Raw genomic sequence first — 15,921 nt, 5'->3', positions numbered from 1 at the left:
GCCTTCCGGTCCTCGGCCTTCCGGGCTGCCGCCTTGCGGGCCATGCGCTTGCCTTCTCTCCTCGGTCGGTCACGACAGTCGGGCGGGTCCGGGGACCGGAGTCCGCGGACCCGCCCGATCGGTGCCGGTCCGTCAGGACCGCCACGGGGGGCGTGCTACTACTGCCGGGCCCTGCGGCGGCGGGCCAGCAGCACCAGGCCCGCGCCGAGCGCGCTCAGCGTGCCCGCGCCGGCCAGCATCACCGGGATGCCCTCGCTCGCACCGGTGCTGGGCAGGTGCGATCCGGGGGCGGGGGCCGGCGGGGCGGGCGGCGGCGCCGCCGGTCCCGGCAGCGGCGGGGCCTGCGTCGTCGGCGTCACCTCGGTGGGTGCCGGGGTCGGCGTCGGCGTCGCGGTCGGCGTCGGGGTGGGTGTCGGGGTGGGTGTCGGGGTCGGCGTGGGGATCAGCCGGTTGACGGCCGTCACCTCGACCCCGGTGGCGAGGTTGTCGGCGTTCAGCACCAGCGGCCCGAACACCGAGACCTCCGGCGGGGTGTAGCCCTCCGGCGGCGCCAACTCCTGCCAGTAGTACGTCCCCGGCACACCGCTGCCCTTGCAGAGGCCGTCGGCCCCGGTCGTGCAGGGGTCGCCGACCGCCGTGTCGGGCTTCGCGCCGTCGCTCTGCAGCCCGTCGGTGCCGTTGCTCTCCTTCCAGAGCCGGAACTTCGCGCCGGCCAGCGGCTTGCCGTCCTGGTCGTGCTTGACCAGGCGCAGCGCGCCCTCCTGCTGTCGGAACCCGAAGTCGAAGGTGTGGTCGTTCTCGCCCGGTCCGCCCGTGGTGAGCGCCCGTTCGGCGTACTGCCCGCCCGCCGGGACGACGCCCTTGGAGTCGACGAACCGGTTGTCGCCGACGTCGGCGTCGGTCGGCACCCACTGGTACAGCGGGCCGCCCTTGGCGTAGTCGGCCGGATTGTCGAGCCTGACGGTGTACTTCGTGCGCGGCTTGAGGCCGCCGGTGACGTTGGAGTCGTCGAAGTAGTACTCGCCGCGGGCCGTGGTCTTCGTGGTGCCGACGAGCTTCCCCGACTCGTCGTACAGGTTGACGGTCGCCGCCGGTACGGGGCGCTGGCCCGGGAGCTGGACTCCGCTGCGCTCGGGGTCGTACCAGACCCGGTTGCCGATCTGGAGCGGGGCCTGGTCGCAGAGCACCTCCAGGTCGCCCATCGAGGCGCCCTTGCCGAACGGCGCCGCCGCCCCTACCGGGTTGAGGCGCAGGCCGAACTTCGGGTCCTGACTGCCGTCGCGCTGAAGGAACGACGTGCCGTAGCCGAAGGCGGTGTGGTTGGGGTCGAAGGCGGAGGTCGCGATGGTGTTCTCGACCTTGGAGGAGGCCATGCCGGCGAACGCCGTGTTGTGGTGACCGCCCCAGCCGGTGTCGAAGAAGCGGGTGCCCCGGGGGGACAGTCCGCACCCGTTGTTGGTGTCCATCACGTAGGTGCCGTTGGCCGGGCAGGCCTTGTTCAGGTCACCGCCCGACATGACGACGGAGACGGAGCCCGGCGCGGGTCCGGCCGGCGCGCGGTCGCCGAAGCGGTCGCGGAAGGACAGCAGCATCGAGCCGTCGGTCTCGAAGGCGATCTCGCCCAACTCCGGCTCGGGCTGGGCCATGTAGGAGGTGCAGGCCTGGCCGTTCTGCGAGGTCGGGTAGGTGTTGGTCCACGGGAACCAGCCCACCCCGTCGCAGGGACCGCCGCCGACCGTGGACTGACGCGGGTAGTCGAGCGGCTGGTTCAGCACCGCCGCCGCGAAGGCCCCGGTGGCCAGGTCGAACGGCAGCACCACCGCGCGCAGATCGGACGTCCTGCCGGTCGACTCGCCCGAGCAGACGCCGCCGAGGTAGCCGGTGCCGTCCTGCAGTCCGAGGCCGAACGGCCGCCAGTCCCCGGCCGCGGGGCAGCCCGGGTCCGGGATCGGGTAGGCGGCCTTCGGCGCGGCCGCCGTGGGCCCGGTGGCGTCGTAGCGGTAGAGCTTGCGGTCGTTGAGGTTGACGACGAAGAGGTCCTTGCCGTCGTCGGTGACCTTGATGCCGCCGAGGCTCTCCTTGCCCGGCACCGCCAGGAACGCGTCGTCGGTACCCGCGCCGTGGACGGTCGGACCGGCGTTCGGGACGGTGGCGAACAGCGTGGTCCGCTGCTGCGCGAGGTCGGTCACGTAGACCGCGCCCGCGCCGCCGGGGCCGTAGTCCGTGGTCCGCTTGGCGACGGCGGAGGAGAACACCCGCCGGTCCACCCGGTTCCACGCGATGCCGTACAGCGCGCCGGTCTCCGCGTTGGTGGCGATGTCGGTGACGTTCACGTCCACGCCGTCCTGCCCGCGCGCGCTGTACGGGAAGGACACCAGCGTGCGCTGCGTCCCGCCCTCGCGCGTGGTCGGCTGACAGGTCGTCACCAGCGGCGCGTTCTTCTGGCAGTAGTCACCCGGGCTCCACAGCCCGGTGGTGTACGCCGCGTTCTTGCCTCCGGAGAGGTCGACGAACTCCTCGTTGCTGCTCAGCTGGGTGGGGGCACCGGTCAGACCCTGTCGCGAGGCGAAGGCCGGGAAGAGCTTTCCCGGCTTCGGATTCACCACCTGGACACGGTACTTGCCACCCGTGAGCCTGGCCGTGGCCGGCGCCAGCGTCACCGTTCCGTCCGCCGCCGTGGTGCCCTCGATTCCGGCGCCCGCGTCGTCCGTGAGGGTCACCTTCACGCCGGCCAGACCGGGCTCCAGCGCGGGCGTCCACACCCCGCTGGTGTCGACGGCCCGCACCACGCGCACCGTCACCGTCCCGTCGCCCGTCTGCGGGAAGGCCTCCGGGGCCGCCACCAGCGAGCCCGCGCCGATTCCGACGACCAGCGCCGCGGTGCCACCCACGGCGCGGCGGCCGAGCACACCCGGCCGCCGCCGCTCCGGGCCGCGCGCGGCACCGGGCCTCTCTTCACGTGTCGTTGTCATCCCTGCTCTCACAGTGCAGTCGGGCCTGCCGCCCCTACCTCGCGAGGGAGTTCACGCATTGGCGGCAAGCCGCTCATTCTTAATGGGAGCTTAAAGTGGATTCACACAAGTTCGCAGGAGAACCAGGAACTTTGACGCCGCATCAGGCGTTACGACGAAGCCAACCGGAACCGGGGCCTCGTCCGGTGCGAGGAGGTGCGCCGGTCGTCCGCGGGCGCCCTGCCGAGGGACCTCCCGGCCGCTCCGGCCACGGTGAGCTCCGATCGGATCGCGGTGCCACCCGCGCGGTCGCCTTCGGCGTGCGCCGCCGCGTCTCGGCGTCGACGTGGACGAGGCCGAACCCTTGACGGCACCCCTCAGCCCGTCGAACAGGCTGTCGCGCCACGGGCGGCTGTGATCGGCACAGGCCCTACCACTCGTAGTCCTGGGCCAGCTCCTCCCAACGAATGCTGCGAAGCGCGAGATCGGCATCCTCGCCCGACGGTACGTCCGGTGCCGACTGGAACCAGGCGACGACGAGGGCGGAACCGTCCATGGCCGGGTCGAGCGCCGCGGAGTCGAAGACGCCGATGCAGGCCACCGGAGGCAGCACCTCGACGGGACCGAAGGAGCCGGCGGTCTCGTCCGGGTACTCGCGGGCGGGCGGAACGAGATGGACCGGCGTGGCGGAGAAGTCGCGTTCGGCCTGCCGCTGGAGCCGACCGACCCTCAGGTCGTTGATGCGCTTGCAGGGGTAGCCCTCCAGCATCCCCCCGTAGGTGGAAGACATCCGCAGCTCGACGAGCCTGATCGAACGACCGGACGAGAGGACCAGGTGACCCAATGACATGCCGACACCCTATGCGCACGATTCACGTGCGACACACCCCCGTGTGAACCCGACGCGGCCCGAACAGATCGACCACGTGGTGTCACGCCCCGGCGGCCGGCTCCCGCCGGGCCGAGGCCGGCGGGTGGTGTCAGCCGGGGGACGGCGCGCTCTGGAACTGGCGGGTGAGGTAGTCGGACCAGGTCCGGTGGAAGGTGCCGGCGAGCCGGGAGTGCGGGGCGATGAGGTCGAAGGCGTGGTAGGCGCCGGGGTAGAGGTGGAGCTCGACCGGGACGCCGTGGGCCCGCAGGCGGGCGGCGTAGTCGAGGTTCTCGTCACGGAAGCAGTCGAGGTCCCCGACGGTGATGAAGGTGGGCGGCAGGGCGCCGAGGTCGGTGGAGCGGGAGGGGGCGGAGTAGGGGCAGACGTCGTCGCTGCCGGCCCGGTCGCCCAGGATCGCCTGCCAGGCGAGGATGTTGGTCGAGCGGTCCCAGATGCCGATGTCGGTGATCTCGTGGCTCGATGCGCTGCGGTTGCGGTCGTCGAGCATGGGATACGTGAGCGACTGGAACAGGGGCGTCACGCCGCCGCGGTCGCGGATCAGCAGGGTCGTGGCCGCCGCGACGCCTCCGCCGCCGCTCTGGCCCGCGATGCCGATGCGGGTGCCGTCCAGGCCCAGGGCCTCCGCCTCGCGGCCGAGCCACTGGTAGGCGGTGAAGCCGTCCTCGGCGGCGCCGGGGGCGGGTGTCTCGGGGGCGAGCCGGTAGTCGACCACGGCGACGGCGCAGCCGAGGCTCGCACCCAGCCGGGTGAGCCACGGATCGTCCTGGGCGGCGAAGCCGAGGACCTGCCCGCCGCCGTGGAACCAGAGCAGGACCGGCAGAGGTCCGGGCGCTTCGGTGGGACGCAGCAGGCGGATCGGTACGTCGGGGCCCTCCGTTCGGCTCGCGAGGTGCGTCTCGACGGTGACCGACGGGTCGCCGGGCTGAGCGTCGGCGGCGGCCTCGGCCTGGGCGCGGAACGCCGCGCGCGTTGCGGCGAGGTCCGTCAGGTCGAAGGCGCCGTTGGGGGTCATCGGGACCGCGTCGAGGGCCAGGAGCAGTTCCTGGTCCATCAGTTGACGGGATGCGGGCATGGTCGTTCCTACTTTCGGGGGTGACGTTTCAGGGGCGGAACGAGTCGATGACGACCACGCCGGTGGGTCCGTACGTCTCCAGGGACTCCAGGACCTCGCTCGCCTCGTGGAGGCCGACGGTGCGCGAGACGATGCGGCCGGGGTCGAGGCGGCCGGCGGCGATCATGTTCAGCATCGTGCCGAAGCGCTGGCCCTGCATGCCGAAGGCGCTCAGGAACTCCAGCTCCTTGACCATCATGACGTCGACCGGCAGCGCGACGTCCCCCTGCTCCGCGGCGGTGGTGTGTCCGAGCTGGAGGTGGCGGCCGCGGGTGCGCAGGGAGAGGACGGAGTTGCGGCACGCCGCGGCGATGCCCACGGCGTCGACCGACACGTGCGCACCGCCGCCGGTGAGGGTCTTCACCGCTTCGGCGGGGTCGTCGGTCGCCGCGTTGACGGTGTGGACGGCCCCGAGTGCGCGGGCGGCGTCCAGCTTGTCGTCGGTGATGTCGATCGCGATGACGTTGGCGCCCGTCGCCGCGGCGATCTCGACCGTCGACAGCCCCATGCCGCCCCCGGCGCCGTACACCGCGACCCATTCGCCGCCGCGGACCTTCGCCTGGTCGACGACGCCGTGGAAGGCGGTCATGTAGCGGCAGGCCAGCGCGGCGACGTCCACGAAGCCGACGCCCTCGGGCACCTCGACCAGGTTGACGTCGGCGAAGCGGACCACGACGTACTCGGCGAAGGCGCCCCAGTAGGACACCCCGGGCACGAGCGAGTCCACGTGCTCGCAGACGTGCTGATTGCCGCTGCGGCACATCTCGCAGCTGCCCTCGCCGGGGTTCATCGGGAAGATGACGCGGTCGCCCTCCTTCCACCCCCGCACCTCGCGGCCGACCTCCACGACGGTGCCGGCGAACTCGTGGCCGAGGACGAACGGGGCCTCGACCCGCGGTCCGCCCGTCCAGAACTCCCCGGCCCACAGGGCCCAGTCGGTACGGCAGATCCCGTTCGCCCCGACGCGCACGATCGCGCCGTCCGGCGGGCAGGCGGGATCGGGCACGTCGCGGATGACGAGCGGCTTGTGGAGTTCCTCGATGACTGCGGCGCGCATGGCGCGGCCTCCTCGTGCTGGGGGGGAGCCGACGGGAGCGGGAGCAACCGTCCGGTGTCCACCGGTTCAAGTGGTGGACTTGGAAGCTAGCCGCTTGCCCGGAATCGTGTCAACCGCATAAAGTGGTGGACATGGACGACAGGGACGGCGGGGACGACAGCCGCGAGGGGCGCCAGCGCGCCAAGGCCGACTTCCGCTTCGACGACGCGCGGCTGTGCTTCGCCTTCGCCGGCACCCTGGCCGACCGCGGTACGGACGAGCCCTTCGAACGGCTGGCCCGGCCCGAGGACTTGGGCCGCTGGGCTGTCGAGAGCGACTGCACGACGGCACCGCCGCCCTGCACCGAGGCCGACCTCGACCGGGCCCGACAGCTGCGTGAGGCGATCCAGCGGACCGGCCGCGCCCTGGCGGACGCCGCGCCGCCCTCGTTCGAGGACATCGTGCTCGTCAACCTCGTCGCCGCCGAGCCCCCCTCGACGCCCGAGCTCACCCCCGACGCCGCCACCGTGCGCTGGCGCGGCGACGCGGTCGCGGCGGTGCTCTCGATGGTCGCCCGGGATCTGATAGCCCTCTGCGCCTCGGAGCACCGCACCCGCGTCCGCATCTGCGGGAACCCCGACTGCGGCGTCCCCTTCGTCGACACCTCCCGCGCGGGCGCCCGCCGCTGGTGCTCGATGAAGACCTGCGGCGCCCTCGCCAAGAAGCGCGCCTACCGGGCGAGGCTCCAGACCTCCGCCGACGACACCCGGTAACGCGCCACGGTGGTCGTCGGATGTCCTCCGCCATGGAAGGGCTCTGGTCCTGGCGAGGACGCGGGCGGCGATGCGGATGCCCTCTCCGTCGAAGTCCCCGTGGTACTGCAGGGACGCGCCGTCTCCGGCGAGTCGACGCAGCAGGTGGGTCACGGCGGTGTTGGGCCAGCCAGAGGTGCAGACCAACGGGGCGGCGGCGGCCGAAGCGCCGTAGGGCCAGGGCGAGTACACGGGGGTTCTCGGTGATGTGCACCACTCCTGCGGGCCCGGTGAATTCGCCGGGTGAGCGCAGTCGGGCGAGAGTGAGACCGAGGGTGGCCGGCTCCGGCGCAGCTGCGGGAGATCATGGCCACCGCACCCTCTCCCTCTGGGCGGAGACCGACGGCGAGCACCGTTGCGGACAAGTTCGTCGTCGGCCACCCCGGCCCGGTTCCGGAGCCCATGGCACCCCTCGGCGCCGTACGGCACGTCGGTGCCGTACAGCACCGCCGGTGCACGCAGGACGAGGCCGATCCGAGCGTCCGGCCCCGCGGCCGGCGGGCAGCACAGGTGTCAGACGCCGGAGAGGGCGTCCAGGAGGTCCTGGAGCAGGACATCGTCGACGGGCGTGCGATGGGCGAGCTTGTTGCGTGCCCGCCGGAGCGTGGACAGCCGGTCGAACTGCTCGTCGGTCAGGGTGATGTCCCGGTGCACCGCCGCGTCGTAGAGCTCGCCGAGTTCCATGGAAGCCGGATCGGCCGATGCGCCGTTGGCGTCGCGCAGGGACTGCCGAACGTAGGTGTCGACGAGTCGGGTGACGCCGCGCACCGCTATGCGCGGAAGCAGCTCGACGAAGCCGACACGAGCGTCGTCGATGAGGGGCAGGAGAACGCGGTTCTGAGCCTGCCAGACCAACTTGTCGAGTTCCGTGCCACCCGATCTCCCCACACCGGAGCGGGGGCTGTGACGGATCTGCCCCTCCCAGCTGTCGACCAGCCCGGCCGACCACGCCTCGCGCAGGCCATTCTCGGGGAGCGGCGCGTACGCCGCTCCCGGCGTGCCCCGCCCCTGGGAGCCCCGCTCTACGACATCCTCCGCGTAGCAGCACTCACGCAGGGCGGAAGCCAGGTCATCGGTCCTGCCGTTCCAGACCTTGGCCAGCTCCACCGCCAGTCCCAGATCGGGCCCGGCCGTCTGGACCACGGTCTCGCGGCGCAGGGCGTGCCGGATGAGCTTGGTCGGCGTCATCCGGTTGTGGGCCTGCCCGAAGCCTGCGTGCGGAATCGCATCGGCCACCACGGTGGCCGTGTCGAGGTGATTCCAAACCCCCCACCACCAGTGCGGCCTTGTCACCGTTCCGTCGAGGAGCCCCATGGTGTCCGCCTCCAGGTCCTGAAGGCGCGAGGCCACCAGCAACCGCGGACGGTCGCTCGGCTTGAGTCCGGCCTCCTTCACTGCGGCCTGGAACCGACGTAGCAGCCGCGAGACCACGCGCGGGTTCGCCTCGGTCCAGGCACGGACGACGAGCACGGGCGCACGGCCGTCCACGTGGCCGACCAGCTCCGAGACCAGGTCCCCGTCCAGGCCCAGACTGCGGGCCAGGCGCGCGGCGACGTCCAGGTCCGGGCCCTCGGAGAGCCGGGCGTCGACGGTAGGTGCGGGCGGTGGGCCTGCGGCGGCATGGAGGCCCCCACCACCGAAGACACCGAACGGGTCCCAGCCTCCGAAACCGTCGTCGATGTCGAAGGTGTCCTCGGCGTGGTGAGCGACCGACTCGCCCCCGCTACCGAGCGGCTCCCACGAACCCCACGGCTCCGGCAACGCCGCGACCGGAGCCGTGTGCGGGGCCGCCTCCTTGCCGGGAACGTCCACGACGTCGTCCAGGCCATGGATCACCTCCTCCACGGCTCGGTCGGCCCGGTTCGACTCCACCTCGGCGTCCGGGAACAGCCAGACGCAGGTCAGCCCGGCGCGCAGGTCGGCAAGCACCCCCGCACAGTGGCGTCGTGGGCCCGGCAGGTACCGGACCGCCTCCGGGGACAGCCCGCCCGCCGGGTCGATGAGCTCGGTCACACCGGCCCGCCCTGTGCACCTGCCACGGTCTTGAGCGCCCGGAAGGTGACGCTGTCCACGGTGAGGACCTCGCCGTCGTCGTCGAGAACCCCGAGCGCCTCCAGATCCGCCAGCAGCGCCTCGGCCTCGTCCAGGTCGTCGTCGAGCACGACGGCCAGGTCCTGGGGGATGGCGTGGGCCCTGCCCTGTCGGTACTCCTCCAGGCTGAACATGTCAGCCCAGCCGGCCATCTGCTCGACACGGCGGTCGGAGAGACCGGCGCGCTGCAGGTGGCTGCGGGCGAAATCGGGGTCATCAGTCCGGGCCCGCACCGCGTCGAAGAGCCTCTCCCGGGGAGCGCCCTGCAGGTACTGGGCGATGGCCTGCTCGACGAAGGCGGGCCAGCCCCCGGTCGCCTCGATCAGGTTGCGACGCTCCTGGACCGAGACGAACGGCTGCTCCGGCCAGGCCCGCAGGCTGGTCGCGTTCCACCGTTGCGGCTGCGCCCGGAACACCTCCGGGAAGTCCGGGCCGAGCGCGGTCAACGGGTCGACGACGGCCAACGCGCGCCGGCGCGGGATCTCCTTGCCGTCCTCCTCCGACGCCGAGGCGTACATGGCGAGTCGCTCGACGGCGGCCCACACGTCCGCCGGGGGAACGCCCTGAAGGTCGACGAAGAGCAGGTGCGGCGAGCGCTCCCGGGCCCACCTGGTGACCGCCTGGGACAGCTCCGCGGGTGCCACGGACACGACCTGACACTCTCGTCCGACGTGCTGCTCCACGGCCTTGGCCAGGGACCCGGCACCGAGCGCCGCCGAGGCCGTGATCACCGCCGTGCGCCGGGACAGCGCGTCGTGCCACTGCTCGTCCGTGAGCGGGCTCATCCGCATGACCCGTCGGCGGTCGACGCCGATGGACCGGCGGGCGACGCGCGGGTTGTAGTCGTACTTCTGGGTGAACTCGCTGGTGCGCAGCTCCGCTTTGAGCTCGTCGCGGGTGCCGAGCATGTTGACGAGGTTCGGGCTGCGCATGACGAAGCTGTTGCTCCGGCCCGGGAGCGGTAGGACCAGTCCGAGACCCTCCATCTCCACCAGGTCGGTCCGGACCTCGTCCACGCCATTCTGCTCCGGGAATCCGTCCGGCCACACCCGGTGCGCCTCCTCCTGCAGCTCGTGAGGCGTGTAGCCGCGGGCGTAGCCGTCCGTGAGGCTGCGCAGGGCAAGGATCAGCGTCAGGACCCGGTACCGGTCCTCCAGATCGATGGTCAGGCGGAGCCGGTCGCGGATCTTGTCCCGGATCCCTCCGGACGCGACGACCTTCTGCACGTCGGCATTGGTGATCCGGGGGCGCCCGCCCTCCGTGGAGAGGGCGCGGCCCTGCATCTCCTCGACCAGTCCCTCGCAGACGATCTGGACGAGGTTGGCCTGGTTGTTGGTCAGCGCCAGGATGCTCCAGACCAGATCGGGATTCTCGAAGAACAGCCCGGCCGCGGCCAGTGGTTCGACGACCAGATTGATCGCGGCCTTCGCGCGCAGCGGCCCGACCAGGACCGGCTCACCGCCGTGCCCGGTGATGGAGTTGGTGAGCCGGTTGTAGCGCTGCACCTGGTGCAGGCCCGCGAACACGATCTTGAAGCGGCGCTCGGTGTCGGCCATCAGCTTCATCAGGCCGGTGAGGGTCCGGAAGGTCGACTGGGCCCCCGCCGTCTCGACCGGCCGGGCATCCGCGTTGAGGAACGCGTCCGCCTCGTCGGCGAGGAAGAGGATTCGGCGCTCCTCGCTCTCGTTCAGCCACTGCTGGACCTGGGCACCGATGGCGGTGGCGGTGGCGTGCTCCGAGCCGCTGCGGTCGAGCACTCCGGCGTCCGTCAGTTGCTGAGCCAGCACGCTCCAGATCTCCTGCGGGAGACGGCTGAGCCCGACCTCGGCGAACCTCAGGTCCGTGTAGACCGCGACCTGGTTGCCGCCGTGCCCCGTCCGGAAGCTGTCGGCCACCTGCTGGAGCAGCGAGGACTTGCCCAACTGCCGCCCACCGTAGAGGAAAAGGCCGCCCTCGCGGGCCATGATCGTGCGTTTCTCGTCGTCACGGCCCTTGAAGACCTCCGCAGCCACCTGGCCGGCCTGGAACGGCTCGTACGGCCGGTACGCGGCCCACGGCAGCGTCACCCGCTGCACCGCGCGGAAGGACCGGGCCTCGCCGGCGGCGATCCAGCCGAACACCGCCGGATCGACGACGATCGCCTGCTGCGGCTTCTGGTGGGAGGCCTGGGCGAGGCGCCGGCGCCCGCTGATGCCGAGCGGCTGAAGGTAAAGGATGATGTTGGCCCCGAGCGCGGACTCGGGCAGGTGACGCAGCAACGCGTCGGGGCCGAGCTCCTCGGTGCCGACGATGAGGACCCGATAGTTGCCCTTGGCCCGGGAGCCGATCCGGGACACGTAGCCCGGGACGTTGTCGCTTATCTCCGCGGTGATCGAGAGCGTCATCACCTGCCAGTCCTTGCGGTCCTGGTCCACCAGCCGCACCGGGCCCTTGACGCTCAGGCCGAGCATCCGCAGCACGCTGGGGACGTGCTTCTGGAAGGAGTTGCGGCGCTCGTTCAGCCGCCCCAGCGACTCCCAGGCCTCCAGGGCGACCGTGACCGCATCGGTTTCCGCCTGGCGGGAACGCCCGCGTGCGTAGTGGTCGAACCACCAGCGCGCGTCGACCCCGGTGCTGCTGGCCTTCGGCGACTGCGGGTGACGCACGCCCTCGAGGAAGAGCGCCAGCTCGCTGCCGGTCTCGGCGACCTGTTCCGGGATGCGGTCGCCCTTGCGGGCGAAGGAGAGCAACTCCTCCGCGGTGGCGACGTCGCCACGGTCGATCAGAGCACAGATCCGGGCGAGGTCCGCCTCCTCCAGATTCAGTTCGACCAGTTGCTCGCGCAGCTGGTCCGTCTTCTCCGACATCCTGTCGTCCAGTTGGGCGACGACACCCCGCACCCGCTCCAGCAGACGGCGGAACCGAAGGCTCCGGTCCGAGGTCTTGAGGTCGAGGAGCTGGGCCGCCAGATGGCTCTCCTGCTCGGGGGTGAGCAGGTTCTGCAGGCGGACCTGTGCGAAGAGGTCGTCGGCCTGACGCACGGCCGTGTCGACCCTGAGGCGCCACTGGGCCTCGGCATCACCGAGCCGACGCCGCCACACCTCCGGCTGGTTCGCCTCGAGTGCGGAGACGGCACCCAGCCGGCCTGCTACCGCAAGGTCGACGAGCCGCCCGGCGATGTGCAGGTCGCCGCGGTCGATGTGGGCGGCGAACGCCTTCCCCGGGTCGGCCGGCTTCAGGAACTCCAGCAGGGCGTCCAGGGCGTCCGGTGCGGCGAGGTCCGGCGTGTCCTGGCCGTCTGCCGCCACGGTCCAGGTCAGGCGCGGCAGCCCGAGCAACGCGTCGGTGCCGGGCAGACCGGACAGGGCCCGTGGGGCGCCCCTGGAGGTTCCGGTGCCGATCCAGTCGAGCAGCAACCGGACCGCTTCGCCACCGGGGCCCGGAAGCCGTGCCGCCTGCCGCGCCGCCCGGAGCGCGGCGACCAGCTCGCTACCGAGTCGGCGGTTGTCGCCGCGCGGCGGCAGCTCGGCGACCTGAACCGCCTCGCGCAGCAGCACCGTCACCTCCCCGATCCTCCCCCGCAGTTGGTCCAGGGCCGTGGCAATGATCTTGGTCTTCCGCTGATTGGGCGAACTGACCCGGCGCGTCGTCTCCTTGATGATCCGGTCGATCGCGTCGTCCTCCCCGTAGGTGTCCTCCAGGTCCTGACGGAGCTGCTCGGAGGTGGCACCGCCGACCGACCACGCCACGACCAGGTTGAGGGTGTGCCCGAGTTCCGCGTCGTCCTTGAGCAAGGTCTGCAGCACCCGCGACGCGAGCTGGTACGCCGTCTTGCTGGTCCCCAGACGGGCCTTGAGAGCCACCGCCCGATCGCGCAGATCCGCCGGGTCCACGGTGTCGTCCTGCCCGAGCCGGACCTCGTCGCCCGGCTGGACGGGAACCCCCCTCCGGATCTCCAGCGCCAATGTCCGGAAGAGCTCGTTCCAGACCTCGGGCAGCCCGGGGAGCTGTGCGAAGTCGTTGACGATCGGCAGCGCCCAGCCCGCCTGCAGTCCGCTGCGCACCGCGGCGGCCAGGGAGATGAGGTAGCCGTCCCGGTCCTCTGCACTCGGCAGCGCTTTGTCCTCGACGCTGACCTGCAGGGAGATCGCCGCCTGCTGCCCGGGGGCCAGGCCGAACGCCGACGTGGCGAAGGCCAGGGACCGGCACCGCTCCTGGCGCTCCCGGGCGGCCCGGGTCAGCCAGTACGCCTCGGTCAGCCTGCCCTCGCCGATCATCTGCTCGACCGGGGAGGAGTCGTCGCCGGTCCGCGTCCAGACGTCGGTCGGCTCGACTGTCACCGACGCCTCGACCGCCTCGGCGGCCTCCGGACCGGCCTCGACCGACGCCTGCTTCGGGAGGCCGAGCGGGAGGACGGCTCGCGGTTCGACCAACTTCCTGGACAGGATCGACGGTTGGTTGATCTCCAAGGCGGCAGGCCTGGTGCGGCCGTTCGACTCGTCCGCAGGCCGCGAGGCCGCAGCCGACCCCACCGGTGCGGGGATCCCGTTGGCCGGCGTCGGCTCGGGCTCGATCGAACCCTCTCCCACCACAGGCTCTGCCGGTACGGCTTCCGGGGCTCTCCGATCCCGCTCGGGGGCCTGCGCGTCCAGGGTGTCCACGAGCTGCGCGGGCACCTCGAAGGCCTCCTCCGGCGACTGCGCCTCTCCCTCCACTGCGGCGGGGACGTCACCTGTACCCGCCTGGGAGGGCAGCTCCTCGCCAGAAGCGCCGTCCGTCGCGCCCGGCTCCGCGGGCACCTCCGAACAGGTGGCGTCCACCGGGCGAGGCACGAGCTGCAGTCCATCGATCGACCGCAGCTCCTGGAGCCGGGCGTCGATGGCGTCGACCTCCACCTGCAGCGCACTCAGCACACCCGGATAGCTCACCGTGGCCAGCATCGCAACAAGCCTCTCGCGCTCGGCCTCGGCCGTCGCGATCTCCTCCACGGCCTTCGCCGAGCGGACGTCCGCCAGGATCCGGTCGAGGTCGTCATGGGTCTGCGCAGCTGCCCACCGCACGTCGCGGCCGAGTCCGAGCGCCAACTCGGCCGTACCCTCCCGCCGACCGAACCAGGCGTCCACCGCTACAGACAGGTCGGGGTCCCGCCGCCCCACTCCCCTGCGGACATCCGCCGCCAGGCTCTCCAGCCGTCCAGCAAGCGCCTCTCCCTCCCTACGCAGGCGGTGCGCGGCCGCCTCGAGCTGCTCCGCCAGGTCGCCGGACATCAAGCTCTCCCTGTCTACAGCTTCGGATCGCGTGCTGTGCGGGTCTTCGTATTGGGCCTCATGCGAGGCCGTGCCGGAGGCGCGCGTCTCCACTCTGCTCGCACGGCGGGGACGTTTCGGCTCGGGCCAGTCCGCCGCAGTGGCAGCGGCCTCCCACAGAACGTCCCAGTGCACCAGGACATGGCCGTGTTCGGGCGTGCCTTCGCCGGCCAGCACGTACCAGTGGAGGGCGAGGCAGGCGAGCGAGGGCGGCAGGCTCGTCAACGCCGCTCTCAGACATTCGGCGTCCACGCCCCGTAAGCCCTGTTTCGCGAAGCCTTGCTGACGAGCCATCTGGTCGGCGACCTCATGCCCGACCTCGGCGATGTGCAAGAGCAGCTCTGCGGGAGCCTTTGCGACCCAGGAGCGCACACCCGCGGCACTCGCGCGGGTATGTCGGGTCGACTCACCCTTGTATCCGAAGGGCTGGCCGTGCACGACGGCGAGGAAAGCGAGCAGGTGCTGAAGGGCGTCCGGCGGCTGGTTGGAGAGCCAACGGCGGATTTCGGGAGCTGGCGGCACGTCACCCATCCTCACACGGTCTCGAAGTCATCCGCAGGGGAATCGGCCAGCACAGCGGCATCTCCCGGCTTTCAAACATCAGGATTGAGGGCGCTCGTGCACAGCCTGGGCAGTGGACCGGCCGGATGTCCGAGGTGAGGTACGGCTCACGGGCTCGGGTCCGGCCCTCAGCGGATCAGCGCGATGGCCGGTGTCGGGAACAAGGACATGGGCGGCATGACAGCGGTCGGGGTGTCCTTGCTCCGCTCGGGCGGACCACCCGAACGGCCGGGGCGCCTTGACCGACGAGTCGGCCGGCCACAGCGGGCCCCAGGAACGCGCTCGGCACAGAACTCCCACCGGGGTGGGCGCGCGGTCGTGAGCGAGCCCGGAGTCACGAGGCGGCCCGACCCCGCGCGACCGGCCCACAGCTGAACCACTGTCGAAGGGCTGCGGACTCGTCGAACACCCTGTCTTCAGCTCAGCCCCGGGGCGGGCCACCGCGAGCCCTGCCGTCCAGGCACCCCTCGGGCATTGCCAAGAGGCGATGCATCTCGCAGACCCTTAAGTCCAACTACCCTGGGTGACAAGCGCAGTGAGTGGCAATCAGATGGCGGTGCCCAGAGGTACGACGCCTTCGGGGTGCGCACCTGCGTCGCGAAGTCCAGATTGACCAGGCCGAAGCGCTGATGGAGCCGTCGTGCGCGTGGATGGCCCTGGTACGCGAGGACTTCCACCACCTTGTGCACGGCGTCCTCGACGGCCTCGTGCTCCCACACTCTCAGGGGGTGCCAGCCAAGCCGGAGGAGGGTGGCATCGGTGTCCCTGTCACGACGCGTGTTGTCGTCGAGCTTGCGCCACCACCACTCGGCATTGTGCTTCGGCGCGTGCAGGTGTTCGGGACAGGCGTGCCAAAAGCACCCCTGTACGAACACCGCCGTGCGCCAGTGCACGAACGTGATGTCCGCCCGCCGGCGCCGCATCGTGGGAAGGGGAAGATTCACCCGGTACCGGAAGCCCCATCGAGTGCAGCGCCCGCCGGAGGGCGAGTTCGGGAGCCGTGTCCACGCTGCGCTGTGCCCGCATTACCCGACGGACGTTGGCATCCCTCGGCGGCGGGAAGTCAATCCGATTGCCCCGGTCTCCCATGCACCGATCAACCTCGGCCGAGGTGCAGTGGTCACCCTCCCGGAGACGGCGACGACATCGATCGGCGCGTCGTACCTCAACAACGGCCTCCGT

Annotated in this window: 7 protein-coding genes and 1 pseudogene; 1 reads left to right on the top strand and 7 read right to left on the bottom strand. The window is 71.5% G+C overall.

Annotated elements, in window-relative coordinates:
* Positions 1–158: 158 nt before the first annotated feature.
* The 4 genes from ACWDRR_RS37000 to ACWDRR_RS36985 all read right to left on the bottom strand — a co-directional run bounded on the left by ACWDRR_RS37000 (position 159) and on the right by ACWDRR_RS36985 (position 6,011).
* Entirely contained in the window at positions 159–2,972 is a 2,814-nt protein-coding gene (locus ACWDRR_RS37000; protein ID WP_449776662.1) for an SdrD B-like domain-containing protein, read from the bottom strand.
* Positions 2,973–3,381: 409 nt separating this feature from the next.
* Positions 3,382–3,801 carry a hypothetical protein gene (locus ACWDRR_RS36995; RefSeq protein ID WP_449776661.1) on the bottom strand — a complete coding sequence of 140 codons (420 nt, stop codon included), beginning with the start codon at positions 3,799–3,801 and terminating at the stop codon, positions 3,382–3,384.
* A 130-nt stretch (positions 3,802–3,931) separates the two neighbouring features.
* On the bottom strand, positions 3,932–4,915 hold the full coding sequence (locus ACWDRR_RS36990; RefSeq protein ID WP_449776660.1) for an alpha/beta hydrolase: 984 nt from the start codon (positions 4,913–4,915) through the stop codon (positions 3,932–3,934).
* Between the two features lie 28 nt (positions 4,916–4,943).
* The gene (locus tag ACWDRR_RS36985; protein ID WP_449776659.1) at positions 4,944–6,011 is read right to left on the bottom strand and encodes an alcohol dehydrogenase catalytic domain-containing protein; all 1,068 of its coding nucleotides are present in this window, start codon (positions 6,009–6,011) and stop codon (positions 4,944–4,946) included.
* Positions 6,012–6,142: 131 nt separating this feature from the next.
* Here ACWDRR_RS36985 and ACWDRR_RS36980 point away from each other — a divergent pair, with 131 nt between their 5' ends.
* Entirely contained in the window at positions 6,143–6,763 is a 621-nt protein-coding gene (locus ACWDRR_RS36980) for a CGNR zinc finger domain-containing protein (protein ID WP_449776658.1), read from the top strand.
* 12 nt (positions 6,764–6,775) lie between these two features.
* On the opposite strand, the pseudogene ACWDRR_RS36975 reads toward ACWDRR_RS36980, so the two are convergent.
* From ACWDRR_RS36975 to ACWDRR_RS36965, 3 genes and pseudogenes are all read right to left on the bottom strand, one after another.
* Positions 6,776–6,916 (bottom strand): annotated as a pseudogene (locus tag ACWDRR_RS36975) (DUF2399 domain-containing protein); the annotation flags it as partial.
* Positions 6,917–7,315: 399 nt separating this feature from the next.
* Positions 7,316–8,815, bottom strand: a complete 1,500-nt coding sequence (locus tag ACWDRR_RS36970; protein ID WP_449776657.1) for a hypothetical protein — start codon at positions 8,813–8,815, stop codon at positions 7,316–7,318.
* Complete coding sequence (locus ACWDRR_RS36965) at positions 8,812–14,139, bottom strand: hypothetical protein (RefSeq protein WP_449776656.1); 5,328 nt, start codon at positions 14,137–14,139, stop codon at positions 8,812–8,814. The genes ACWDRR_RS36970 and ACWDRR_RS36965 overlap by 4 nt, the downstream gene beginning before the upstream one ends.
* Positions 14,140–15,921: the final 1,782 nt, after the last annotated feature.

Source organism: Kitasatospora sp. NPDC003701 (assembly GCF_053587085.1).
Note: the sequence above shows the minus strand (reverse complement) of the source record. Positions and strands in the feature narration are given on the sequence as shown.

Bases quoted from the DNA above. Each gene is read 5' to 3' on its own strand.
- ACWDRR_RS37000 (WP_449776662.1), bottom strand. From the start codon at position 2,972: ATGACAACGACACGTGAAGAGAGGCCCGGTGCCGCGCGCGGCCCGGAG.
- ACWDRR_RS36995 (WP_449776661.1), bottom strand. From the start codon at position 3,801: ATGTCATTGGGTCACCTGGTCCTCTCGTCCGGTCGTTCGATCAGGCTC.
- ACWDRR_RS36990 (WP_449776660.1), bottom strand. From the start codon at position 4,915: ATGCCCGCATCCCGTCAACTGATGGACCAGGAACTGCTCCTGGCCCTC.
- ACWDRR_RS36985 (WP_449776659.1), bottom strand. From the start codon at position 6,011: ATGCGCGCCGCAGTCATCGAGGAACTCCACAAGCCGCTCGTCATCCGC.
- ACWDRR_RS36980 (WP_449776658.1), top strand. From the start codon at position 6,143: ATGGACGACAGGGACGGCGGGGACGACAGCCGCGAGGGGCGCCAGCGC.
- ACWDRR_RS36965 (WP_449776656.1), bottom strand. From the start codon at position 14,139: ATGTCCGGCGACCTGGCGGAGCAGCTCGAGGCGGCCGCGCACCGCCTG.